General features: G+C 42.5%; 19 protein-coding genes and 1 riboswitch. Of the genes, 14 read left to right on the top strand and 5 right to left on the bottom strand.

Annotated features, from left to right (window positions below; all coding sequences use genetic code 11):
• Window positions 1-121: 121 nt before the first annotated feature.
• On the bottom strand, window positions 122-1,744 hold the full coding sequence (locus AC1DYB_RS01425; RefSeq protein WP_477431810.1) for a capsule assembly Wzi family protein: 1,623 nt from the start codon (window positions 1,742-1,744) through the stop codon (window positions 122-124).
• A 488-nt stretch (window positions 1,745-2,232) separates the two neighbouring features.
• Between AC1DYB_RS01425 and AC1DYB_RS01420 the strand changes: the two genes are divergently transcribed.
• From AC1DYB_RS01420 to AC1DYB_RS01390, 7 genes are all read left to right on the top strand, one after another.
• On the top strand, window positions 2,233-5,358 hold the full coding sequence (locus tag AC1DYB_RS01420) for a SusC/RagA family TonB-linked outer membrane protein (RefSeq protein ID WP_477431808.1): 3,126 nt from the start codon (window positions 2,233-2,235) through the stop codon (window positions 5,356-5,358).
• Window positions 5,359-5,370: 12 nt separating this feature from the next.
• Complete coding sequence (locus AC1DYB_RS01415; RefSeq protein WP_477431806.1) at window positions 5,371-7,023, top strand: RagB/SusD family nutrient uptake outer membrane protein; 1,653 nt, start codon at window positions 5,371-5,373, stop codon at window positions 7,021-7,023.
• A 77-nt stretch (window positions 7,024-7,100) separates the two neighbouring features.
• Entirely contained in the window at window positions 7,101-8,111 is a 1,011-nt protein-coding gene (locus tag AC1DYB_RS01410) for a winged helix-turn-helix domain-containing protein (protein WP_477431804.1), read from the top strand.
• Between the two features lie 9 nt (window positions 8,112-8,120).
• Entirely contained in the window at window positions 8,121-9,719 is a 1,599-nt protein-coding gene (locus AC1DYB_RS01405) for a solute:sodium symporter family transporter (RefSeq protein WP_477431802.1), read from the top strand.
• A gap of 168 nt (window positions 9,720-9,887) precedes the next feature.
• Window positions 9,888-11,333, top strand: coding sequence for a trehalase family glycosidase (locus AC1DYB_RS01400; protein WP_477431800.1), 1,446 nt, complete (start codon window positions 9,888-9,890; stop codon window positions 11,331-11,333).
• A 42-nt stretch (window positions 11,334-11,375) separates the two neighbouring features.
• Window positions 11,376-13,427, top strand: coding sequence for a hypothetical protein (locus AC1DYB_RS01395; protein WP_477431798.1), 2,052 nt, complete (start codon window positions 11,376-11,378; stop codon window positions 13,425-13,427).
• 24 nt (window positions 13,428-13,451) lie between these two features.
• Window positions 13,452-15,290: a right-handed parallel beta-helix repeat-containing protein gene (locus AC1DYB_RS01390; RefSeq protein ID WP_477431796.1), complete on the top strand. Its 1,839-nt coding sequence runs from the start codon at window positions 13,452-13,454 to the stop codon at window positions 15,288-15,290.
• Between the two features lie 146 nt (window positions 15,291-15,436).
• Here AC1DYB_RS01390 and AC1DYB_RS01385 read toward each other — a convergent pair whose 3' ends face one another.
• Both AC1DYB_RS01385 and AC1DYB_RS01380 read right to left on the bottom strand, forming a co-directional pair.
• Window positions 15,437-15,895 (bottom strand): organic hydroperoxide resistance protein, encoded by a 459-nt coding sequence (locus AC1DYB_RS01385; protein WP_477431794.1) that lies wholly within the window; start codon window positions 15,893-15,895, stop codon window positions 15,437-15,439.
• 298 nt (window positions 15,896-16,193) lie between these two features.
• Window positions 16,194-17,528: a CehA/McbA family metallohydrolase gene (locus AC1DYB_RS01380; RefSeq protein ID WP_477431792.1), complete on the bottom strand. Its 1,335-nt coding sequence runs from the start codon at window positions 17,526-17,528 to the stop codon at window positions 16,194-16,196.
• A 343-nt stretch (window positions 17,529-17,871) separates the two neighbouring features.
• Between AC1DYB_RS01380 and AC1DYB_RS01375 the strand changes: the two genes are divergently transcribed.
• The 3 genes from AC1DYB_RS01375 to AC1DYB_RS01365 all read left to right on the top strand — a co-directional run bounded on the left by AC1DYB_RS01375 (window position 17,872) and on the right by AC1DYB_RS01365 (window position 21,195).
• The gene (locus tag AC1DYB_RS01375) at window positions 17,872-18,570 is read left to right on the top strand and encodes a hypothetical protein (RefSeq protein ID WP_477431790.1); all 699 of its coding nucleotides are present in this window, start codon (window positions 17,872-17,874) and stop codon (window positions 18,568-18,570) included.
• 125 nt (window positions 18,571-18,695) lie between these two features.
• Entirely contained in the window at window positions 18,696-19,700 is a 1,005-nt protein-coding gene (locus AC1DYB_RS01370) for a c-type cytochrome (RefSeq protein WP_477431788.1), read from the top strand.
• Between the two features lie 100 nt (window positions 19,701-19,800).
• Window positions 19,801-21,195, top strand: a complete 1,395-nt coding sequence (locus AC1DYB_RS01365; protein WP_477431786.1) for an FAD-binding oxidoreductase — start codon at window positions 19,801-19,803, stop codon at window positions 21,193-21,195.
• A gap of 55 nt (window positions 21,196-21,250) precedes the next feature.
• Here the strand turns inward: AC1DYB_RS01365 and AC1DYB_RS01360 are convergent, their stop codons facing one another.
• Complete coding sequence (locus AC1DYB_RS01360) at window positions 21,251-21,559, bottom strand: MoaF-related domain-containing protein (RefSeq protein ID WP_477431784.1); 309 nt, start codon at window positions 21,557-21,559, stop codon at window positions 21,251-21,253.
• A gap of 53 nt (window positions 21,560-21,612) precedes the next feature.
• Here AC1DYB_RS01360 and AC1DYB_RS01355 point away from each other — a divergent pair, with 53 nt between their 5' ends.
• Complete coding sequence (locus AC1DYB_RS01355; protein WP_477431782.1) at window positions 21,613-22,230, top strand: hypothetical protein; 618 nt, start codon at window positions 21,613-21,615, stop codon at window positions 22,228-22,230.
• Between the two features lie 10 nt (window positions 22,231-22,240).
• Here AC1DYB_RS01355 and AC1DYB_RS01350 read toward each other — a convergent pair whose 3' ends face one another.
• Complete coding sequence (locus tag AC1DYB_RS01350) at window positions 22,241-22,936, bottom strand: DUF2461 domain-containing protein (protein ID WP_477431780.1); 696 nt, start codon at window positions 22,934-22,936, stop codon at window positions 22,241-22,243.
• 386 nt (window positions 22,937-23,322) lie between these two features.
• Window positions 23,323-23,410: riboswitch (TPP riboswitch) on the top strand.
• A gap of 55 nt (window positions 23,411-23,465) precedes the next feature.
• On the opposite strand from AC1DYB_RS01350, the gene thiS reads away from it, so the two are divergent.
• Genes thiS through AC1DYB_RS01335 form a run of 3 tightly spaced genes read left to right on the top strand, consistent with a single transcriptional unit; the run spans window position 23,466 to window position 26,173 of the window.
• Window positions 23,466-23,669, top strand: coding sequence for a sulfur carrier protein ThiS (gene thiS, locus AC1DYB_RS01345; protein ID WP_477431778.1), 204 nt, complete (start codon window positions 23,466-23,468; stop codon window positions 23,667-23,669).
• A 17-nt stretch (window positions 23,670-23,686) separates the two neighbouring features.
• Window positions 23,687-25,570 carry a phosphomethylpyrimidine synthase ThiC gene (thiC, locus tag AC1DYB_RS01340; protein WP_477431776.1) on the top strand — a complete coding sequence of 628 codons (1,884 nt, stop codon included), beginning with the start codon at window positions 23,687-23,689 and terminating at the stop codon, window positions 25,568-25,570.
• Between the two features lie 3 nt (window positions 25,571-25,573).
• Complete coding sequence (locus AC1DYB_RS01335) at window positions 25,574-26,173, top strand: thiamine phosphate synthase (RefSeq protein WP_477431774.1); 600 nt, start codon at window positions 25,574-25,576, stop codon at window positions 26,171-26,173.
• Window positions 26,174-26,176 lie beyond the last annotated feature (3 nt).

Below are 26,176 nucleotides of genomic sequence, written 5' to 3'. Positions count from 1 at the left end.
ATTATTTTTTGCAAAAGTAAGTCAAATAATTATTTATTAAGAACTATGTAAGTTCTTTTAGTTTGAGGTTAATTATGATGCATATGAAAAGTTAATGCTTCTGTAATAAAAGCCATGATAATTAATTAAAATAATAAGTGAGATTGAGCCTTGCATGTAAATTAAAGCTTGCGCCGTTTCTATACTCGTAATTTAAGGAGTAAACAGGGGTAACTTCTGCAGAGAGCAGGTAGTTTTTCAATCTTATATTCGTGTAAAAGGTGCCTGAAAGATCAACCCAATGCAAATTATATATACCGGTACCGGCAAAGGCACTGTAATAAAGATCATTGTTATGTAACTGCCTTTCAAGGGTTATGCCATAGGAGTTTAGATTTTTCAGGTAACTAAAGTCAAGTATAAGGCTGTAACTTCCCGGTCCAATTCCGGCTCCTATATATCTGCCATCATTGGTATAACCATCCCTCGGATTTGTAAGGTGTTCATACCAGGTAGGCTCATCCCTTAATAAATACGTTGGTGCTCTTTGCAATTGAGTTATTTCGGTTTTAATTTGTAAAAAATCGTTCTTACCAAGGTCAAACAGTTTTCTGCCACCAAGGGTGTAAGCCGTTGAGTGTTCGGGCTCCAGTAAAAAATCATTAAAGCCGCCTGATCTGTCATTCCTGGCCCATTCAAAATAAATCTCTGATTTATAGAACGGTAAAAGTTGCCTTATATTAAATGCATATGCAAAATCCTGTCCGTCGCCATGTGTAGCATTTGAAATATCATTTGCTTTTAAAGATGAGCCGGTGATTACCGGAAATGTTTTACGGATAATATTTCTTTGGTGGTAGGTAGAATCCTTATCAAGATAATCATAGCTTGTAAAACCAAGGTATAATCCCTTTAACCATTTGGGCTGCCAGTTAACAGTTAATGCCGATATATACCTGGTAACTTTAGGTTTAGGATTATAGAGGCCGGTGCCGTAAATTAATTTACTTACATCATCAGGTGCGTATCCTGATTGCTTTAAGTTGCCGCCTATTAATTGCCATTCAAACCAGCCGATGATTGTTTTAACCGGTTTTGCAGAATTAAATGTCCAGTGTAAAAAGCCAGGCGCGGAGTTACTCATCATAATGGAATTTTTTATGCCAGGCCCCCACCAAAGATTTTCGGTAGAAACTCCGGCTTCAACACTATTGTAATTCAAGGTGATTTTTGATTGCCCTGGGTACAAATGAGTTATTGATTTATTTCCGAACCTTTCTGGAGCATCTATCCCGTTTATAGTACTAAAATAAGCTGCCATAAGTGCTGGTGAGTTATTATTAGCCTGTAAATCGGCAAAAGTATTAAATGCCTTATTTTGAGCATACACCAATTCTGGTTTAAGTTGAATTTTTAATATTCCTGCTGTTATTAAAAAACCACCGCTGATGAGGCTTTGATAACCTTTATTAGGATATAACGAAGCATTATTATATCCATAGGGCCTATTTACATTATACTCATTTAACCAATTAAAGGGAAGTACTTGCACTCCGGACGGCACCTCCATAAGCTTAAACTTTAAATATTGTTTACTTGCCACCAGGTTCTGCAAAGAAGAGTCTGGCGCATTCTTATTCCATTCAGGACTAACAGGACGAATGGTAAAGGAAATTGGATTATCAGTTTTACCTAAAATTTGGTCTCTCCTTGCAATATCTTCAAGGTAATTACCAACCGGAATAGTTTGAGAATAACTCTTCATACTTATAGTAGTAAAGAGTAAGAGGCAAATTATAAGATATAAATTTTTCACGGATAAGACTGTAGGGTTTAAGGATATTAAAAACGTAATTGTTTACTTCAAAGTATATCTGGCTATCTATTCGACCTTATTATTTACTTAAAAGAGCACAATAAAGTAAAATGCTGTAATCTATGTTCACAGCAAAATAGCTGTTTTTTTTCCTTACATGCGTCGGATATATGACATAATAACAAATATATAATATTTACTTCATGTAATAATTACACTTAGGTACAAACCCTATACGAACGACCTATCTAATTCGCTACAACTTTTTAATAATATAATTCAGGCAGATATTAATCGCCTTCTTTTCCTATTGAGTACAACCTCCAAACACCTTTTTTCAAATAATTAAAAAAAACATTTGGAGGTAACAATTTTGTCATTACCTTTATTAAAGAATAGAACAGAACAGAATAACCAATTCAAACCAAAAAATCATTATGAAAAAAAAAGTACCACCTAAAAAACTGGGCATGTATTTACTATGCTTTATTTTGCTGCTGTGTTATCAGCAGGGTTTTTCCCAACAAAAAAGAAGCATTTCGGGCCATGTAACCGATGAACACGGCCAGGCCCTTCCCGGAGTAAGTATTTTGCTTGATGGAACCGCTCAAGGCACAAGTACCGATGCGAACGGATTTTACAAGATCAGCGTTCCTGAAACCAACGCAAAACTTTCCTTTTCCTTTATCGGCTATTTGAAAAAAGTAGTCGTAGTTACCAAAGACTGGAATGGAGACGTAACCATGGCCCCGGATAAAGCCTCGGGAAACCTTGGCGAAGTAGTGGTGATTGGCTACGGTACCCGGAAAAAAGCCAACCTCACGGGAGCCGTAAGTACCATTAAAGGTACCGAACTGGAAAAATCGCCCGTTGCTAACGTATCCAATACGCTTGCAGGCGCTGTACCGGGACTGATCGTAAACACCCGGAGCGGCGAACCCGGAGCCGACGATGCCAGTATCCTTGTGCGGGGAAAGGGAACCCTCGGAAACACCAGCCCACTCATTGTAATTGATGGAATTCCAGATCGTGGTTTTAATCGCTTAGATCCTGCGGATATTGAATCCTTTACTGTGTTAAAAGATGCCACTGGCTCTATTTATGGCGCCAGGGCGGCTAATGGTGTAATTTTGATAACCACCAAAAGGGGAACGACAGGTAAAACCACCTTATCATTTACTTCCAATTTTTCTATGACGCAGCCTACCCGGGTTCCAAAAATGCTGAGTTCATGGCAGTTTGCGCAATCTGCAAATGAATACGACGACCTGGTTGGCCAGCAGCATGAATATACAGCTGATGATATTCAAAAATACAAAGACGGTACCGATCCGCTTGGCCACCCTAATACCAATTGGTGGAATGCGGTTATGAGAAACTGGGCAACGCAAACCAATAACGTGCTTACCTTAAGGGGCGGTTCGGATAAGGTGAAATACTATATCTCGGGTCAGCACCTGTTTCAAAACAGTATGTATAATAGCGGAGCAGACTATTATAAAAACGACAATGCCCGGGCCAATATTGACATTACGGCTACCGACAACTTTAAGATTGGCGTGGACGTAATGTACCGTGACGAATTTAAAAATGGTGAAGCTCCAGGTTACGATGCCAATGGGATATTTAATCAGCTTTGGGCAGCCTATCCATATTTGGTTCCGGTTTATCCAAACGGTAAAGTAGGTGTTGGTATAGGTGGAGGCCCGCAAAACAGCATGGTTTATGTATTAAATGGCGGTTTAGGCTATACCCACAACAATTATGATTTTTTACAAACCAAAACATCGTTTAACTGGGCATTACCGAAAATTACACCAGGGCTGCACCTGGATGGTTACTTTGCGTATGACGTAAACTCCAACCAATATAAAGGATTCAATGCATTGCCCCCACCTGCTTATAGTTATAATAAAACAACAGGCAATTATGATGAGGTAACCTCTACCATTCCGCCTAATTTATCGATAACTAATAGTCAAACCGTAAGCAGGCTGATCAATATTAAATTAGGTTACGAGCGCAAATTCCAGAAACATGGTATTGAAGCATTTGTAGCCTACGAGCAGCAGCAGCAAACTTATACAGAGCTGGATGCTTACAGAACCGGTTTCCTGAGTAATAACGTAACCGAATTATTCGCAGGCAGTACTGTTGGCGAAACCAATAATTCTATTACTACACAGTTTGCACGTCAAAACTTTATCAGCAGGTTATCATATAATTATGACGACAGGTACTTGCTGGATTATAACATGCGCTATGACGGTTCTCCCAACTTTCCGGCAGGCAAACGCTTTGGCTTCTTCCCGTCCGTATCTGCAGCATGGCGAATTTCGCAGGAAGGCTTTTTTCATTCGTCAGTTATTGACGACCTGAAACTGAGGGGATCATGGGGAAAAACAGGTAATGACGCGGTTAATGCCTTCCAGTATATCCAAACCTATGGCCTTCAGGCCGGGCAAATCTCACAGTATTTAGGAGCCGGATACTACTTTGGGCCAAATGCTACGCAGGTGCCAGGCTTCTCTTTAGGTCCGGCCCCTAACTCCAATATCACCTGGGAAGTGGCTACTACAACCAACCTGGGGCTTGATGCACAATTGTTTAAAGCATTTTCGGTTAGTGTAGATGTATTCCGCTCTTCACGTAACAACATTTTGGTAAAACCAAGCGCGGCTGTACCTGATTATGCTGGCCTTACCTTACCAGATGTGAATTTGGGTAAGGTTAATAATAAAGGCTTTGAAATTGATCTGGGCTATAGTAAAACGGTTAGTAAGGATTTCTCCTTCAATGTTAACGGAAACATGACCTATGCGGTTAATAAAGTAATCTACGGTGCCGAGCCTTTGAATGTTCCGGGCTATCAGAAGGTGACCGGTTATTCTACAGATTCATATCTTTTATACCAGGCAGAGGGTATTTTTCAGAACACTGCTCAGTTGAATGCCTATCCTCACCAAAACGGCACAGGAGTGGGCGATATCAAATATAAGGATGTTAACGGCGATGGTGTGATCAATGATCTGGACAAGGTTAGGAACACCCTATCCAACACCCCGCAGCTACTTTATGGGCTTACCTTAGGTGGCAAGTATAAAAACTTCGACTTTACCATATTTTTCCAGGGACAGGCAAAGGCCCAGGCTCTTTTAATGCCCAATGGTTTAAATATGGCCGAGCAGTTTTTTACAGGTCGCTGGCAAAAGGAGGGTGACAATACCTATCCCCGTACTTTTAATGGCCCTACCGAAAGAACCTTTGGCTCCAATGCCTACCCCTCAACCTATTGGTTGCGCAGCGATGCCTTCCTTCGTTTAAAAAATGTGGAAATAGGCTATAGTTTTTCAAAGGAGCTGCTAAGCAGGATCAAAGTAAAGGCAGCGAGGATATTTGTGAGCGGGAACAACTTGTTTTCGATTGATAAATTCGGGCCCTCTTTTGATCCCGAAAGTGCTTCGAACATAAGTTCTTTATTAAACCCAGGCTCCTCCTTAAATTATGGCAGGACGTATCCGCAGCAACGGATCATCAATCTTGGCGTAAATGTTACATTTTAAATGATTTGTGTGATGAAAAAAATATATACAATCTTTAGTTTGACACTATTGTTTTTTACGGGGATATCCTGTAAAAAAGTGCTCGACCTGCAGCCCACAAGCTCCTTTTCAACCAACACGGTCTGGACTGATCCGGCTCTTATACAGGTATTTGTTAACCAGATCTATAAAGAATCGGTATTCGCTTTTAAAGATGGTGGCTTTGGATGGGGTTCGCAAACAGATGAGCTGTACAGCAACTTTAACTGGTGTCACGAAAATACCTATATCATGGGCCAGGCAACGCCCGATAACCAGGGTAGCTCTTTCCCTTTAAATTACAGCTCTACGCTGAACTATTGGACAACCCTGTACAGTACTATCCAAAAAACAAACCAATTTTTTCAAAATGTGGTACAGGCAGATACCGTTGGCCATGGGGCGCAGCTCAATAATATGAAAGGTGAGGTTCATTTTTTAAGAGCACTATGTTATTTTGAGTTATTAAAGCGTTTCGGCGGGGTTCCACTGATCACAAAAGTTTATACGGCTAATGATAACACCTTTAACGAATCAAGGGCCACATGGGACCAGACAAGGGATTTCATCCTCACCGAGATTAGCGCTGCCGCTGCGGCCTTACCCAAAACCTATACAAATAACAGCGATTATGGTAAAGCAACCCTGGGTGCTGCGCTTGCGCTCAAATCGCGCCTGTTGCTGTATGCCGCGAGTCCTACTTACAACACTACAAATGATGTAAGCCGGTGGCAGGCTGCTTCCGATGCGGCTAAGGCTGTTATCGACCTTGGCTTGTACTCTCTTCACGGAAATTCATCTACCTACAACACTATTTTTACCGACTTCTTTAACAGCGAAGTAATTTTCTCGCGGGTATTCAATGCTACCGTTCAGGAAGACAGGTACAACACGCTTTACCGTGACCTTAGTCCGAACGGATACAATGGATATAGCGCCTACAATGTGCTGGAGCAAATGGTTGAAGACTTTGACATGGCAGATGGAACGCCGTTCAGCTGGGCTAATAACGGCGCAAACCCGTACCAGAACCGGGATCCCCGTTTTTATGCAGATATCCTGTTTAACGGTTCACCTTTCCAGGGCCGTGGCGCACAGTTTTATGAAGGAGGGCTTGATTCCAAAGGGAGCAGCTTATCTCCATGGAACGCTTCAAAAACAGGCTACACTATGAGAAAGATGGTTGACGAAAGCTATAATTTTAATATCCAGCCATACAGCGCCTGCCAATGGGTGTCGTTCCGTTTGGCCGAGATATATTTAAATTATGCGGAGGCACAGCAGGCGCTTGGCAATAGCGGGCAAGCATTACTTTACCTCAATAAGATTAGGGACAGAGCCGGGATGCCAACAGTTACAGCAACAGGAACTGCTTTAACAGACGCGATACGTCATGAACGACGAATAGAGCTGTGTTTTGAAGGGCATCGTTATTTTGATATTCGCCGTTGGGGAATAGCCGAAATTGGCTCAAAAGATGGTTTGGGCATTACCATAACACCCACATCATCCGCCAATACCGCGTTCACTTATAAGGTGATGACCATGCAAAAACGGACATGGGTACCTTCATTTTATTATTACCCAATTCCTCGTAAGGAGATCCAGATCAATCCTAACCTGAAACAAAATCCAAATTATAATTAAAACAAAAGGTGCATAAAAAAAGGCAGCTACCTTGCTGCCTTTTTTTTCTTACTTTGGCTAAAAACTACACGTATTTAATGGACAGAATTTTTGAGGAAATAAGAAAGCTGGCAGAAATCCCATCTTATTCAAAGCATGACCGGTTTGTTCAGGGAATTATCAATTCTATCGACGAAAAAATAATCGGTCAGGACGAAATGCTGCCATCGGTAAATAAATTAATCAAAGAGCTCGGTTTTTCAAGGGAAACCATTGTTAAAGGCTATAAGGACCTCATCAGTCGCGGAATTGTAGAGGCTAAGAACCGTTTGGGTTATTTTGTAGGCAACGGTAATACCGGGCAAACATTAAACGTGGCATTGCTGATGTATAACCTCGATACCTTTGAGGAGCAGTTTTACCGCAATTTCAGGCATGAACTGGGCCATAATGTACAGCTAACCACTTATTTTCACCACGGAAATATTGAGATTTTTGAAACTATCCTGCTCCAGATTAAAGGCAAATACGGTATGTATGTGGTGGCGCCTATACCCCACCCCAAAACTAAAGAACTGTTAGAAAGTATTCCGCGTAATAAATTCCTGATGTTTGACCGTTACGAACAGCTGGATGGTGAATTTAACCACATCACCCAGGAGTTTGGCCAAACCTCTTATGATATTTTTTCAAAGCTGGCCTCGAAAATAAGTCAGTTTGATGAGTTTATATTTTACCATTCCCAAAACTCCTTAGATCCAAAGGAGATTGTTCAATCATTCAAAAAATTCCTGACAGATTTTAACATCAAAGGCCGGATTGAAGAAGAATATCAGCCAGGCTCCGTTGAAAAAGGGAAGGTGTATTTTACGCTGGACAACTTTGCGCTGTGGCAGATCATGCGTGATTGCAAAACTCAAAAACTCAAACCAGGGAAAGATCTGGGCGTTTTATCGCATAATGATGAACCGGCTAAAGAGATCATCGGCATTACTACCTTTTCAGCCGACTTTTCAAACATGGGAAAAATAGCCGGTGAAGTTGTTTTATCTAAAGAAAAGATACAACTAACCGTCCCTATGATATTATTTGACAGGCTAACGCTTTAGGTATTCCCTATGAATCCCACGATGATCATTGGCTTTCTTTTTTTTGCCGGGATAGTGGCGTGTACATTGTGGTACAAATCCGGCAAAAGCAAGGTCAATAGCTTAAATGGGCTGTTTTTTGCAAACAGAAGCCTGGGTTTCTTACTGGTAGGTGGTGGGTTATTATTCACCAATATCAATACAGCCTCCATCATTGGCGAAAACGAGCTCACCTACACCAATAACATGACCGTTATGGCATGGGGAGTAACGTCTGTATTGGCTATGCTACTGGTATCAGAGTTCATTATGCCGCTGTATCTTAAAATGGGTATAGCAACCACGCCCGATTTTTTGACCGCGAGATACAGTGCGGGTGTAGGCAAATTAGTTTCTGTTATATTTTTAATCAGCTATATATTTAACCTGCTTCCATCTGTATTGTATGCGGGGGCCATAGCATTTAACGGCCTGTTTCATTTTTCGGATGTGTGGAAAATAGAGTATTGGACCGTCATCCTGATCCTGGTATGGATCATGGGTACCATCGGCTGCCTGTTTTCTATGATTGGGGGCTTAAAGGCGATAACCGTACTGGACATCTTGCTTGGCATTGGCTTTTTTGCTGGCGGAATCCTCCTACCCTTCTTTGGATTAAAATATATAGGCCATGGCAGTATGCAGGCGGGTTTCCATCAATTACTTACCGTACATAAGGAGCATCTGAATAGTATAGGCTCATCTGCTGACGCTATTCCCTTTGGCACCCTGTTCACGGGCATGCTGCTGGTTAACCTGTATTACTGGGGTACCGAACAGTATATCATTCAGCAGGTACTGGCTTCAAAAGACCTGAAAACATCTCAAAAAGGTTTAGCGGTAGCCAGTTTGGGGAAATTAATATCTCCTTTGCTTTTAAATATACCGGGTATTATCGCGGTTCATATTTTTTCAAAAATGCATAATACCGCCGAGGTGTTCCCGAGACTGGATAGCCTGGTATCTCCCCCTTTTATAGCGGGCTTTATTGCCGCAGTAATTTTTGTTGCCGCCCTTACCACTTTTAACGCCGGCCTTAATAGCTCCAGCACACTATTCATGTTGAATATCTATAAGCCCTGGTTACAAAAACGGTCAAAGCAGATTACGGAAAAGAAACTATTAAGAACAGCCAAGCAATTTGAAATTACAGTGTGCCTGGCTGCCATGTTTATTGCGCCATTGATCATCTTTGTTAAAAATGGTTTCTATACTTATGTACAGATCGTTAATGGTTTCTTTAATGTACCCATATTTACTATCATGTTCATGGGCTTTGTTACCAAAAAAGTACCGGCAGTTGCGGCCAAAACCGGCTTAATCTTTTTTATTGCATGCTATGCCCTTACCCAGTTAGTTGTTGATACGCATATCCATTTCCTGCACATCCTGGCCATTTTATTTGTGGTTACCTGTGGTATTATGCTCCTCATTGGTAAAGTATACCCTATGCCGGTTCCGTATACCCTAAAGCTAAATAATGTAGTAGATATAAGGCCCTGGAAAAACCGTCATTATTATACCGGCATACTGCTTATACTGATGATTATGCTGTTTATTTTGTTCTCACCACTAATTCTGTCAAAATAAATTTGCTACCAAAAAAATATTTAATAATTTTATAGAATAGAACAGAATAGAACTTTTTCCAAACAGATTAAGTTTTATCATGTGGTCAATTACTGATCATTGACGTTCAAACTGATAATCCTATTTTCATTATAAACCTGGATAACTAAGATTTTTAATTTATACCATATGATTTTGCTTAAATACAAAGCGGCTTTACTCCTATTTTTATTTACGTGCTCAACTGCCGTTGCGCAGAAAAAAGGCGTCGTTTTCAGCTCCTCTGATAAGGAATTGGAAAAGGCATTTAACTGGGCCAAAGAAACGGCCCTCCATTATAAAGGATCTGACACTGACCCTGTTGGCCCATGGTATGAATCCGCCCTTCCGCCAAGGTCTGCATTTTGTATGCGCGATGTATCCCATCAGTGTATAGGTGCCGAAATATTGGGACTGAGCCGTGAAAACACCAACATGTTTAACCTTTTTGCCCAAAACATTTCGCAATCAAAGGATTGGTGTTCTTATTGGGAGATTAACAAATGGGCAAAACCCGCACCAGACGATTACCGGAACGACAAGGAATTCTGGTATAACCTGCCCGCCAATTTCGATATTTTATATGCAAGCTGGAGGATGTACCTGTGGACCGGTGATAGCCATTATGTGGATGCGCCTGCTTTTGTCAACTTTCAGCAAAAAACTGTAAATGAATATATAAAAACCTGGGGCCTTTCGGCAGATTCCTTACTTAAAAGACCCGCCCACCCTAATGCGCCGGTACCTTATGATGAAAATGATTCCTTCCACAGATGCCGCGGCTTACCTTCTTACTCCGAAGGTGTCCATAACCTGAAGACCGGTGTCGACCTCGTTGCCGCTTTATACAGGGGAATGCTCACCTATTCGGAGATCCTGACAAGAAAAGGAAACTATAAGGAAGCCGCAATTTACGCGCAAAAGGCACAACAATACAGGAAACGCCTGGAGGCCGACTGGTGGAACGAAAAAGACAATCAGTATTATACCTATTACAGTAATAACAACCAATTTGGGATGCAAGAAGGAGAAACCTTCCTGCTTTGGTTTGATGCTTTGAAGGATACTGTAAGGACAAATAAAACGGTGAAACGTGTTGCAGCTTCTAAATGGAACGTTGAGAACATGTCTTATTACCCTTTCCTGCTTTACAAATTTGGCGAATGGGAAAAAGCGAGGGAATACATCTTATTCCTGTCAAATCCATCTACCGCAAGACGTGAATATCCCGAAGTATCCTACGGAATAATAGAAGGCGTTGTACAGGGCCTGATGGGTATAACACCCGATGCGCGCACCAAAACATTGGGCACCATTTATAAAACAAATGGTACCGGGAATGCCGCTATTGATCAGCTATCACTTTTGAATACTACAGTTAACCTGGCCCACCTGAGCCCACAACAATCAACGATAAGTAATACAGGAAAGCAGTCTTTTAAATGGAAAGCGATGTTTTACGGTACATTTAAACGGGCAAATATTAATGGAAATGCTGTTAACATAAGAAAAGGCAAGGATGATCAAAACAGAATGATATCCTTTGTGGAAACAATTGTAAAGCCCGGTCAACAAGCAAATGTTAAAATATATTAACCCTATCACAACCACATCATTACAGGTACCTCGCCAACATTTATGAGAGCTAATAAAAACTATTTTTTTTCAACGTTAATTATCTTATCCACCCATTTAACAATTCATGCACAGCAAAAAAACCTGCCCATACAAAATAACAGGTGGACCATTCAACAGGATGGCGGCATATCGTGGAAAATAACTGACAGGCTTCCGCATGCTGATCACATCGAAATGTCGGGCGAGAAGGTTTCGCTTTGGGTTGGCTATAGTGTAGATGCAACCGGTGTAGCTAAAATTACCCGTACCGTAGTTTTCCCAACCTTTAGGATGTTGCCTGATGATACCCGTAGTCACATAGCTTATACATTCCAGGATAATGAATTACCCCGGATCTATATCGATCATAAACTGCTAAAAATCAACAATACACAGGAAGCCGGCGACATCTCCCTAAAGGTTAGCAGCATTAACCAGCATGGCATTATGCGCATCTCCGCCCTGGCAGGCAGCATCGGCATGGTTGATGTTGAACGGAGCTTGTTCCCTTCGATAGATAAACCTTTAGCCATCGAAAAGTTTAAGATGACTAACACGGGCAATAAGCCGGTAACCGTATCAATGGAAAAATTAAAACGGGAGATAACAACAGACTCGACTACCAGTAAGTCATCAGCCCATACGGTGATTATGGAGTCTGTTAATGCAGGTAGCCGTGTATTGCAGCCTGGCCAAACTACTTACTTTTCAATATGTTACCTGGCAACCGATCATCCTGGTGTTTTACACCCGGTTGATCCATCGGCAGAAGAAAAAGCCAGGGAAAAACGCATCGCGGAAATTTTAAGTCCGTTGCAATTAGAAACGCCAGACAGTATTTTGAATACAGAATTTGCATTTGCCAAAATACGGGCGACAGAAAGCATCTTTAAGACAAAGAATGGGTACATGCATGGCCCGGGAGGCTTGTCATATTACGCCGCTATCTGGGCAAATGACCAGGCAGAATACATCAGTCCGTATTTTGCTTTTTCTGGCGATAGCATAGGTAATTTATCGGCCATGAATTGTTACCGGTTGTTTGCGCATTACATGAATCCGCAATATAAGCCAATACCCAGCTCCATAGTTGCCGAAGGTGATGCCACCTGGAATGGTGCCGGCGACCGGGGCGACCAGGCCATGATCTCCTATGGAGCATCAAGGTACGCGCTTACCTATGGCAACGCCGACTCTGCCCGGAAGCTGTGGCCACTGATAACCTGGTGCCTGGAATACAGCCGCAGGCATATCAACCAACAAGGCGTAGTAACATCAGATGCGGATGAACTGGAAGGTCGTTTTCCGGCAGGTAAGGCTAACCTCTCCACAAATTGCCTGTATTATGATGCCTTGATTTCTGCAGCTTTACTTGGCAAACAACTTCATGTGGCAGATAAGCTAACTAATCAATACAACCGGGAGGCCGGGCAACTTAAAATAAATATTGAAAAGTATTTTGGAGCAACTGTTGATGGCTTCCATACCTACAAATACTATGAAACCAATACCGTTTTACGGGCTTGGATATGTATGCCATTAACGATGGGAATTTTTGACCGGAGCAAAGGCACCATTGATGCCCTATTTTCGCCACAGCTGTGGACGGCGGACGGCCTGGCTACCGAGGAAGGGCAGGATACTTTCTGGGATCGTTCTACCTTATATGCCCTTCGCGGGGTGCTGCAGGCCGGCGAAACCGAAAAAGCATTAACTTTTCTGCGTTACTACTCGCGCCGCAGGCTATTGGGCGAGCATGTACCCTACCCCGTGGAAGCCTACCCCGAAGGTAACCAAAGGCATCTATCGGCCGAAAGCGGTTTATACTGCAGAATATTTACAGAAGGTTTGTTTGGGATAAGACCAACGGGCTTTAACCGTTTCAATTGTACCCCAAGGTTGCCCAATGGCTGGCAGCATATGGCTTTAAATAATATCCACTCCTTTGGGACGGTATTTGATTTAAAGATCTCCAGGCAAGCCAATGGTAAAATGGCCATAAGCATCCTTAAAGGAAAAGATAAACACACCTATATTATTCAAAATGGAGAGACCGCGCATGTTCAACTATAAAATTGTTTTTGCATGTTTGTGCCGATGAACAGGAATAAATATACTTGTCTTTTGTTATTAATGCTGTTATTGGAAAGCTTTCCAAACCAGCTTCAGGCACAGCTTAGCGGCTTATATCCGTCTTATAACAACCGCCGACATTCGCCGGGTAAAACCACCTATTTTATTGATCCCAATAAGGGCAATGACCAAAACAGCGGTACATCTGTAAAGTACCCCTGGAAAAGCTTCAAGAAAGCCAATCAACTGATTTTTGCAGCCGGCGATAAATTAATGATTGTCGCACCCGGAAAACTGGATCAATCCCTGGTGATGATGGCCCATGGCAATCAGGCGTCACCGGTTTCTATCAATTTTGCGCCGGGCCGGTATGACTTTTACCCCGACAGTGCTTTTAAAACACGTTTTAATATTTCCAATACTAACGATACCCCCTTGGCCTTAAAAGCAATTGCGTTATACTTTGTTGATTCAAAATATATAAAGTTAACCGCCCGCGGCGCGCAGTTTGTTTTAAGAGGTAAAATGATTGAAACCTGTGTTGACAGATGCCAGAACATCAGCATGGAGGGTATGAGTTTTGATTATAAGCGCCCCACCGTTTCGGAGTTGCAGGTTATGGCTGTAGCTCAAAATTATGTTGATCTTAAAGTTCACCAGGATTCAAAATACACCATACAGGATAGTGTGCTCACCTGGGAAGGTGAAGGCTGGCGCTACAAAACAGGCTGGTACTGGCAGGAATTTAACCCTGAAACAGGTAACGTATCCAGGGTGGATTTGAGCATGGGCAATGTAAAATTTGCTCAGCATGATAGTGTATTGAAAGCATATTTTATACATAATCCCGGCTTTAAAAAAGGCATGATCTATCAAACCCGGGATGTAACAAGAGATTGTGCAGGCATTTTTTTACAGCGAAGCAAAAACATAACGCTGAAAAACATGCACATCTATTTTATGCATGGGATGGGCGTGGTGAGTCAATATTGTGATAACATCAGTATAGATTCCCTAACGGTAAAACCCGCGCCAAATTCTGGGAGAACCTGCGCTGCATGGGCAGATATATTACATTTCTCGGGCTGCCGTGGTACCATCAAAATTAACCACAGCTATTTGTCTGCCGCTAACGATGATGCCGTCAACGTGCACGGAACATTTTTAAAAATTGTAGAAAAACCTTCGCCCTATCAAGTCGTAATAAGATTTATGCATGATCAAACCTATGGCTTTGACGCGTTTAAAGCGGGAGATAGCGTAGATTTTATACATCCTGCAAGCTTGCTGCCATTTGGTAACAACCTGATCACTGCCCAAAAGAAAATAGATGATAAAACTATATTGTTAACTCTTCAAAAATCAGTCCCAGCTGTTACTAATGGGGATGTAGTTGAAAACATTTCCTGGACCCCTAAACTATTAATTCAAAATACAATAATAACCAGCATCCCGACAAGAGGGATTTTAGTCACCACCCGTAGAAAGGCTATTATTGAAAATTGCACCTTTAAAAACGTTAATTCAAGCAGTATCCTGGTTGAAGATGATGCCAGCAGCTGGTATGAATCTGGTATGGTAAGAGATTTGACCATTCGTAAAAACACATTTATCAGCTCAGGGGAACCCGTTATCAGTATCCATCCCGAAAACAAAAGAGATGAGGGCGCCGTGCATAAAAACATTGCCATTTATGACAACAGTTTCCTGTTAACAGCTGCAAGCCTGTTAAGCGCCGAAAGCACGTCAAACATTAGCTTTTTTAACAATGTAATTCATTCAAACACCAGCATTGATAAACTGGTATTATGGAAGAATTGCACCAATGTTAAACTCTACGGCAATAGCATCCTGAAGAAATAGGTTAAAGCCAGTTTGGCGTCCTCGGGCAGATTATAACTCCCCCTTTAATGATACGGAGTGGGTATTGAACAGGAAATATTTTGACATAAAAAAAAACTGTCCTGCCCGGTAAACATGGGCAGGACAGTTCTGTAAAAAAGTTTAGCTTAGATCACGTTGATTTCAACATCGATATTGCCACGGGTAGCTTTAGAGTACGGACAGGTCTGGTGTGCTGCGTCTGCCAAAGCCTGGGCAACTTCGCGTTCTAAACCTGGCAAGCTTACATTAAGGCGAGCCCCGAGAGAATATGCACCATCATTTAAAAGCAGGTCTATTTCGGCGTCAACGGCCACATCCTGAGGTATTCTAACCTTCAAGTTACCAGCAGCAATTTTCATTGCGCCGATAAAACAAGCCGACCAGCCAGCGGCAAACAGCTGCTCAGGATTGGTGCCGCTACCTTCAGAACCCGGAACTGAATGTTTAATATCCAAATGGCCATCTGAACTGCGGGAAGAACCGCCGTCACGACCACCTGTTGTATGTGTTTTACCTGTGTATAATACTTTTACTTCTTGAGCAGTACCATTTTCTGATGTAGCTCCGATTTTGTTAGTGTCCATTGTTTTATTTTTAAATTGTTTTGATTTGTTGAGTCAAAAGTACCCCAACAACGCCCTGCAATCAATCAACAAATGCCTTAAATGGACTAACTTGATCTTGAATTAGTCATTTTCAACCTTGAAATCTTTTTAGTTTCCACGCGGCGAAGAGCACACTTCATTACCCACATAAAACAAATGAGCCTGGCATAATTTAAGAACAGGAAAAAGCTAATTATAACAAAACAGGTGTTGTATCATCAGCTCTGTCGGCCTATGATACAACACCTGTTTTAAAAATATTTTTTATCTGCCTCGATTAAAAATTCGGGTCGAAATTGAAGTAGATCGGATTCGATAATCCAACCATGTTCCCACTCAGCGCCATTGATTGGGGTACCTGCGGATAGTCCGTTTGTGGGCCCTCAACCTCCACACGGTAATAGGTGCGGCCAATGGTTACAGGAGTATCGTTAAACTCAATCATTGGTATTTTACCTGTTGCCTGGTAGCTACCTAACTTGTTACCGTTCTTTATCACGTTGATTGTATAAGTTGCTGCTGGTAAAGTATTCCCTGTGAGCTGAACCCGGAACTTAACAGATTTACCGGTCGACTTCGCATTGTCGCCCATCATCATGTCCATCTTACCATCCTGATTAAGGTCGGCATAAAATTCAACGCGAGGCGCATACGGATTTGCGCTAATGGCAACCCGCCCGTTCGTAAGGGCATCAACAACCGCCTGCGATGTCCGCGCTGTAGCAAATACCCATGTTGTGGGGGTACCTACATAGTTGGCCTTAGCCTGGTAACTGTTTTTAGTTGCCTTATCTGGCGAATCCGGAACGCCATGATGCGCGTCGCTTCCACCTCTACCGGTTAGCTTGCGCCCCGATGAAAGCATATCATCCCAAATCATGATCGCATTGGCATTTTTGGGCCAAACTGCAGAATTCCATACTTCAATCGATTCTACCATATCATAGGAGTATCCAAAATGATCTTTACCACTCGGGTGATTGGCCGACAAATGAATGCCAAGCCCTTTTTTTACAGCCCCAACTACCACATCGCGCTGATCGCGTACATCGTATAACCGCTGATGATCATATGGTTTGGCCGAGAATACATTCCCGTGGCCCCTGGTAGTTGTCCATTCCGCGCCATACAGAAGCAGAACAGAGTCTGACTTAAACTCGGGATCTGCCCAGGTGTGGTTTGCTACATCGCCATCCACATGGTTGTCGTGGTCGGTAATACATACATAATCCATGCCCACCGACTTAGAAAAAGCGATAATTTTCGCGATGGGATTGTTAGATGATTCCGTACTGTGCCTGGAGTGTACGTGCAGTTCGCCCCTGAGCCAAACGCCTTTTGTCATGCTGGCAATGGGTGGCATCACGCCGATTTCAGTGGGTGCCCAGGGATTGCTATGGTTAGCCTGGCCCAGCGCAGTGTTACTAATGCAGCCCGCCATGATGGCCAGTAACGCGGTACAACAAACCCTCATGAACGGATTTATTTCCCTGTTATTTTTGAACCTCTTGTTGTAATTATCAGTAAGCTTAATGTTTAAAATCATTTTCATAAAGTAGCCTGTGGTCATTTTTTTTATAGCGCCAAAAGTACCTTTTGATAAGTAACTCATCCTTTGGTTGATATTAACAAATAGTTAACTTGGGTAAAATGAGGTAAAAAAGATGCTACAATCCTTTGCTACAAAAAAAAACACAAGGTCCATTTACAGCTGGGAATTTTGTAAAACGTTCTTATTGGAATAGTCCAAAATCCTTTACGATATTACACTCAGGCAAGGGGTATATTTTCCAATTATATAAAATCTTATTTTTTTTAAAGATTTTAAAATCAGTTTGTTATATATAACTTTATACAAGCATTTTTTTTCAAGCCGAAACTCTAAGTAAATTTTTGATTAAGGATTTAAGAAGATTTTTATACTCAGATATTTTATCACATTAAATTTTATCGCGATGAAAAAAGACAATCAACCCCAGTTAAGTCAACGCCGAACTTTTTTAAAACAATTTGCAACCGGCGCCGCGGTATTAGGTGCAAGTATCATCTCCTCTCCGCTACAATCAGCAGCTGCGGATATTTCGCTACCTGATGTTTCTGATGCCGATGCCTGGTTCAACAAGGTAAAAGGAAAACACAGAATGGTATTTGATGTAACGCAACCGCATGAAATATTTCCGTTTGCATGGCCCAAGGTGTTCCTGCTTACAAACGCGGCAACAGGCTCGCCCGAAAAAGATTGCGGAGTGGTAGTGATCCTGCGTCACAATGCGATCCCTTATGCAATGGGAAATCCGCTTTGGGAAAAATACAAATTTGGCGAAATGTTTAAGATCAATGATGAGGCTTCCAAAACTCCTGCAACCCAGAACCCCTTTTGGCAACCAAAACCTGGCACCTTTAAGGCACCAGGCATTGGTGAGGTAAAAATCGGGATAGATGAATTGCAAGCCAGTGGCGTAATGTTTTGTGCCTGCGATATGGCTTTAACCGTGTTTAGCGCAGTTGTAGCCGAGAATACCAAACAAGACGCCGCTGCTGTTAAGAAGGAATGGCTGGCGGGTTTATTACCAGGAGTACAACCGGTACCATCGGGCATTTGGGCAGTGGGCCGCGCCCAGGAACATGGCTGTTCTTATTGCTTTGCCAGTTAAGCCGTACTGCAAATTAACAAAGCCGGAAGCTTGTTAAGGGAAAATAAGAGCTTATTCTTTAAAACCTCCGGCTTGCCAAATCTCCCTGTGTTTAAATCATTTAATATTAACAGGTGAAATGAGCTATGCATTATAATTCAAATAGCATATTTGCCACTATTGCATTAGCCTTGGTGAACGTGATTGTTGCATGTTCGCCAAATGGTAAAAATAATACCGTAAACAACAGCGCACCTTCCGCTGTAACTGCTGGATTGGCCAATCCGCAATGGATTATTCCTGATACCACCGAACTAACAAACGCTAAAAATGCCGAACTGATAAAATATGGCCGTTTGCTTATTACAAACACCGCTTATTACTTTGGCCCAAAAGGTATAATTGCCCATAAAAGTAACGGATTGAATTGCCAGAACTGCCATCTTAATGCAGGAACAAAACTTTTCGGAAACAATTTTTCAATAGCGGCAGCAGACTATCCTAAATTTAAGGACAGGAGCGGTACTGTTGAAACAATGGTAAAAAAAGTTCAGGATTGTTTTGAACGAAGCCTGAATGGCAAAAAGATCGACAGCAATGGCCGGGAAATGAAAGCCTTTATGGCTTATCTTAAATGGATTGGGAAAAATGTAAAAAAAGGTACAAAGCCCGGCGGATCAGGGATTGAAGAGTTGCCCTTTTTAAACAGGGCGGCGGATACAGCGGGCGGACGGATAGTATACATATCCAAATGCCAAACCTGCCATGGCAAAAATGGAACAGGAGTTTTAAATGCAACAGGGGTATCATATACTTATCCACCGCTTTGGGGTGCGCATAGCTATAATATAGGCGCCAGTATATATGGCATTTCAAAATTTGCCGGTTTTGTAAAAAACAACATGCCTTTTGGGGTTAATTATAAGAACAGGCAGCTTACCAATGAAGAAGCCTGGGATGTAGCGGCTTTTGTTAATTCACAATTTCATCCTTTTAAAAATATAAGTACAGACTGGCCAAATCTCGTTGCCAAACCTTATGACTATCCGTTTGGCCCATATGCCGATGATCTATTTTCGAAAGATCAGCGTAAATATGGCCCGTATACGGCTATAAAGGAACATTATAGGTCACTAATTAATAAGAGATAATTTTTGCCGGGACTATGGGTACCATTATGAGCCCAACCCAATTTTCATGTTAAAACTATTAACGATTTAAATATTTTTTTATCAACTAAAAAAGAAAGTTATGATATCTGAAGACAAGATCATACAACTGAAGCAATCCCTGCGCGGGAAACTGATTCAGCCACATGACAGCGATTATCATACTGCACGCAAAGTGTATAATGGTATGATAGACAAACACCCTTTATTGATAGCCAAATGTGTTGATGTAGCCGATGTAATTACGGCCGTAAATTTTGCGCGTGAAAATGAATTACTTACAGCTGTACGAAGCGGCGGCCACAATGGCGGCGGCCTGGGTGTTTGCGACAACGGCCTGGTAATTGATTTATCATTAATGAAGGGCATTCATGTTGACCCCTCGGCAAAAACGGCATGGGTAGAAACAGGCTGCACCTTAGGCGATGTTGACCATGCAACACATGCTTTTGGCCTGGCTACCCCGAGTGGCATTTTTTCGACCACCGGCATTGGCGGCATAACCTTAGGTGGAGGCCTTGGGCACTTAACGCGGCATTATGCCCTTGCCATTGATAATTTACTTGAAGCCAATGTAGTATTGGCCGATGGAAGCTTTGTAAAGGCAAATGCGACAACCAACGGTGACCTTTTTTGGGCCCTTAGAGGTGGCGGCGGCAATTTTGGTGTAGTAACCTCTTTTGTATTCAGGCTGCACCCTTTAAGTACCGTTTATGGTGGCCCCATGCTGTGGGAACCAGGTGAAACTGAGGAGGTGCTAAAATGGTACCAGGACCTGATTAAAAATGCGCCCGATGAACTTAACGGGTTCTTCGCCTTTTTGTGTGTGCCTCCGGGCCCTCCATTCCCAGAACATTTGCACAAAAAAAACATGTGCGGCGTAGTTTGGTGCTATAGCGGCGATATGGAAAAGGCCGAAAAGGTTTTTGAGCCAATACGCAATTTTAAAAAACCGGCGCTTGATTTTGTAGGCCCCTTGCCTGTACCTGCATTGAATAGTATGTTTGATGCACTGATGCCACCAGGATTAAGCTGGTATTGGAAAGCCGATTTTGTAAATGATTTAGGCGATGAGGCTATTGCTCAGCATTTAAAGTATGGAACCCAATTGCCTACCTTACTTTCAACCATGCACCTATACCCCATTAATGGCGCGGCTTCCAGAATAAGCAACAAAGATACCGCCTGGAATTATCGGGGCGCTACATGGGCAATGGTAATTGCAGGCATAGATCCAGACCCGGCCAATGATGAAAAAATTACCAAATGGGCAAGGGATTACTGGGAAGCGTTACATCCTTATTCTGCAGGCGGCGCCTACGTAAACTTCATGATGGAGGAAGGTGACGACAGGATTAAAGCAACTTACGGCGATAACTATGAAAAACTGGCTGCCATCAAAACAAAATATGATCCGGGTAACCTGTTCAGAGTAAATCAGAACATAAAACCCGCGTTACATTTACAGGAAGATTGATGTGAACTTCATTCCTCATCAGCTTGATTTTATAAAGCAATCAAGCTGATGAGGCTTAAACCGGCCTGATGCTTGCAGTTGTATTGATAAACTTGCCGCCCGGATGGGTCCAGTTCATATAAACTTTACCATTTTCATGGTCCTGTATTTGGGTAACGGTATTTCCGTTTACTTCTTTCCATGTCAACAGCCAAAGTTGCGGCCTCAGTTCCGTTAATTTGATAGCAACAGTTTCGCTTTTGTTCACCGGTTTACCCTCATGTTCTGTGATGGTAAAGGTTAGGGAAGTTTCGCTTTGTATATTCAATATTGCTTTGGCCATACCAAAGTCTACTAAAAATTGATGTCCTATAATGCTGCTCATCGTTTTATGGGATAACACCTTGCCGGCCCAATAGTTTAACCTATCTTTAAATTATGCTTCAAAATCGGGTCGACCCGCAAGGGAATATCATCAGGACCAGCGCACGCGGTGCCTGGATGGGCAACCGTGGCCAGTTGCATGGCAAAGGTAAAGAGATCCTGCGGCCCTTTAAATTACAAGCCTGGATCACCTGCCTGTTGCAATTTAAGGGCTGGCACAGGCAGGTAATGTCGCCCAACCTTTATACAGAATTGTTCTTTTTAGATGAGGCTACCGCTTTTGCCGCCGGCCACCGCCCCTGCGCTGAATGCCGGCGGGAAGACTACAAACGATTTAAATTATACTGGATTGAAGGCAACCCTGAATATGGCTTTACCGAAAAAACATCCATACGGGAGATTGACGATGTACTGCATGCTGAGCGGATTGATAAACAAGGCAACAAAGTTACCTTTGAAGCCTTAGGCAAAGACCTCCCCGACGGAACCTTTATACAACTCGATAATAAGCCGTACTTACTGATGCATAACCAAATTTTTATGTGGACGCCGCATGGTTATGAAACAGGCCAGCCCCTGCCATCATCTCCGGCAGTAACGTTACTTACGCCAAAATCAACCATCAATGCATTCAGGGCAGGCTACACTCCGCAAATCGCTATGGAAAAATAAAATGATGGGGTTAATACTGGGCCTCTCCGTTCACATCGGCCGTTAAAACGTCACTCATGTAATCAAAAAATGGGCGCATGTTCCTTAACGTTTCGCCAACTTCCTTTAAAAAAGATGAGGATAGCACCTCCTCATCCGAAAATCTCCTGATCAGGATGAACTGTTTGTAACATAACAGGTCTATCGCCTTATCATTGATATTAAAACCTTTAGGGGCGGTTTTTAACTTTTCGCCATGTAAATATCCAAATGTAGCCAGGAATGATTCGCTATTTAAGATCTCCCGCAATGGCTTGTCGTCAAAACTTATATCGTCGCGGATGCGTTTCAGATCCTGCGGATTTGGATTCCTGAAACCACCTGCAACAAAGCTGTTACCCGATTCGATGTGGAAATAATAACCGCCCCTGCGCCTGCTGGTAGCCCTGGTAAAATGCCCGCTCCAATGGGTTTTGTAAGGTGTTTTATCGAGGGAGAAACGCGAATCGCGGTAGATACGGAAAAGACTTTTTTTGCCCGATGGAGTCTCTATCACATCATGAGCATTCAGCTCAGCCAACAACAGATCGGCAAAATCCGCTATAAACAATTGCTGTTCGGCAAATTCCTCTTTATGCGTATTAAACCACTCCCGGTTGTTATTTTGTTTTAATGTTTTTAAAAACTCCAGGCTTGACGCCGGAATGAGTTGTTGCTGTTGTAACATATTTTACCGTGAAACTAAATGAGGCAAATAATGGCCATGGCAAATATAAAGTGAGAAAAAGTATAAGGGAACAAAGTTTTGTCATAAACCTTTCTCATGTTTCTTATAAAGTCCAATGTTCAAAAATTTTAGGTTTCTCTTATTATTTCACAGGCTGTCCAAAAATGATTTATTAAATATTTAGACTTCCAATGAAGCACATACCCACGCGTCATTGCGAGGTACGAAGCAATCCCCGCCTTTACAGAGTAGCTTTGCAAATCGGATCTGCAGAGTTCGGGATTGCTTCATACCTCGCAATGACGACCTTTTTTTATTTTTCGACAGCCTTTCACACATATTAAAAATCATTGTTTTAATATCTGATAATTATTTACTTACTTAGCAAAGAACTTTAGGGGTGCCTTGTGCTGAGAAATACCCTTTGAACCTGATGCAGTTAGTACTGCCGAAGGGAAAAGTAGAACAACCTTGTTGTTGTTTACCAATCCTCCCATGGGTCCATTCCTATCGTTTATAATTAAACAGAATGGACATCACCGTAAATCAACAAAACTATTCCGTATCTGCAAGTTGCACTTTGCAGCAAATGTTTAACACTGTTTCGCTGCAGCCTGTTACGGGCATCGCCATTGCTGTGAACCAGGAAATTATTGCTAAAAGTAACTGGGGAACCCACCTATTGCAGCCCGGTGATCATGTCACCATCATCAAAGCAACCCAGGGCGGATAAAACATCAAAAACCATATATGAAAACTGAAAAAATTCCAGGAGAACAAGTGATCAGCCGTACGCCGTTCCCGTCATCACGTAAAGTGTTTGTAAAAGGGCAGCTTCATAACATTGAGGTAGCTATGCGCGAAGTAAGCCTGAGCGAAACCAAATTGCATGGCCGCTTTGGCGAAACCGAGCCTAACGCGCCCGTTACCATTTATGACACCAGCGGCCCCTACACCGACCCCAACATCCAAATAGATGTGAAGCTTGGTTTGCCACGGCTGCGCGAGCAATGGATTATAAACCGCGGCGATGTAGAGCAACTGGAACACATTTCCTCAGATTACGGAAACCAGCGCGCCAATGATAAAAACCTGGACGCCTTAAGGTTTGGACACATCAGCAAGCCCTATCGTGCTAAACCGGGAATGAATGTATCGCAAATGCATTATGCCAAAAAAGGGATCATTACGCCCGAAATGGAATATATCGCCATCAGGGAAAACCAGCGGATTGACCTTTTAAAGGAGCAGTTAAATGGCCAGTATGAAGTAATGGCTCACCAGCATCAGGGTCAAAGCTTTGGCGCCAATACACCCAAAGGTTACATCACGCCAGAGTTTGTACGGCAGGAGGTAGCGGCGGGGCGAGCTGTTATTCCATCAAATATTAACCATCCCGAGATTGAACCGATGATCATTGGCCGAAATTTCCTGGTGAAGATAAATGCCAACATCGGTAACTCCGCTGTTACCTCCAGCATTGAAGAAGAAGTAGAAAAAGCGGTATGGGCCTGCCGCTGGGGCGCAGATACCATTATGGACCTGTCAACAGGGAAAAACATTCATGAAACCCGGGAGTGGATCATCCGTAATTCGCCCGTACCAATTGGTACAGTGCCCATTTACCAGGCATTGGAAAAAGTAAACGGAAAAGCAGAAGACCTTACCTGGGAATTGTTCAGGGATACCCTAATTGAACAGGCCGAGCAAGGTGTAGATTATTTTACCATTCATGCAGGTGTATTGTTGCGCTACGTACCTCTTACAGCCAAACGCATTACGGGCATCGTATCGCGCGGTGGCTCTATCATGGCTAAATGGTGTCTTGCCCATCATAAGGAAAACTTTTTGTATACCCATTTTGAGGAGATCTGCGAGATCATGAAAGCTTATGACGTATCCTTTTCATTAGGCGATGGATTAAGACCGGGCTGTATTGCTGATGCTAACGATGCAGCGCAATTTGGTGAATTGGAAACTTTAGGTGAACTAACCAAAATAGCTTGGAAACATGATGTGCAAACCATTATAGAAGGTCCGGGGCACATTCCTATGCACATGATCAAAGAAAATATGGATAAGCAACTGGTGCATTGTGGCGAAGCGCCATTCTACACCTTAGGGCCGCTTACTACCGATATTGCACCGGGTTATGATCATATTACTTCGGCCATTGGCGCGGCCATGATTGGCTGGTTTGGTACGGCTATGCTTTGTTATGTTACCCCTAAAGAACACCTGGGCCTTCCAAATAAAAAAGATGTAAAGGATGGAGTAATTACGTATAAGATCGCCGCTCATGCTGCCGACCTGGCCAAAGGACATCCAGGGGCACAATACAGGGATAATGCTTTAAGCAAGGCGCGGTTCGAGTTCCGGTGGGAGGATCAGTTCAACCTGTCTCTTGATCCCGATACGGCAAAGGAATTTCATGATGAAACCCTGCCTGCCGATGGCGCCAAAATCGCTCATTTCTGCTCCATGTGCGGTCCGAATTTCTGTTCGATGAAAATTACACAGGATGTGCGCGACTATGCTAAAGAGAACGGCCTGGATGATGGCGATGTTTTGTCAAAAGGGATGGAAGAAAAGTCGAAAGAGTTTTTACAAAAAGGAAGCGAAATTTATCTGTAAAATATGGAGCTGATTGTAATTTCAAACCCGGTTGCTGTTGCTGATGAAAGTATGATCATCAATCAACTGTTTCAATCGGGTTTAAAATACTTGCATATCAGGAAACCCGATAGCGATGTCAAAACTGTAAGGGATTTGATGAATGGGATAGCACCGCTTTTTTATGACCGCATCTCGCTACACCAGTTTCATGAAATTGCACCAGATTACGGAATTACAAGGCTGCATTATACAGAACAAACCCGGAAGGAAACCAGCGGACAAAAGATACAGGTACAGACAGATCAGGGTTATAAGCTTAGCACTTCTATCCATGATACTACTTTACTGCCTTCATTAACAGGGTTTGATTATGTTTTTTACGGACCGGTATTTAACAGTTTATCAAAGCCCGGCTACCAAAGCAGGTTACCCGCGGATTTTAAGCTTAACAAGGCTAATACTAATCCACGGGTAATTGCTTTAGGCGGGGTTGAAAAATCAAACCTGCTAAAAATCAGAGCCATGAATTTTGATGGTGCTGCCGTATTAGGAACAATATGGAATGAACCGGAAAAATCATTAACCCGTTTCCTGGAATTAAATAAAAACTACCTGTTTTAATAA

The sequence above is a fragment of the Mucilaginibacter sp. P2_A4 genome (assembly GCF_056405015.1).
The sequence above is the reverse complement of the archived record's forward strand: the minus strand, read 5'-3'. Positions and strand labels throughout refer to the sequence as shown.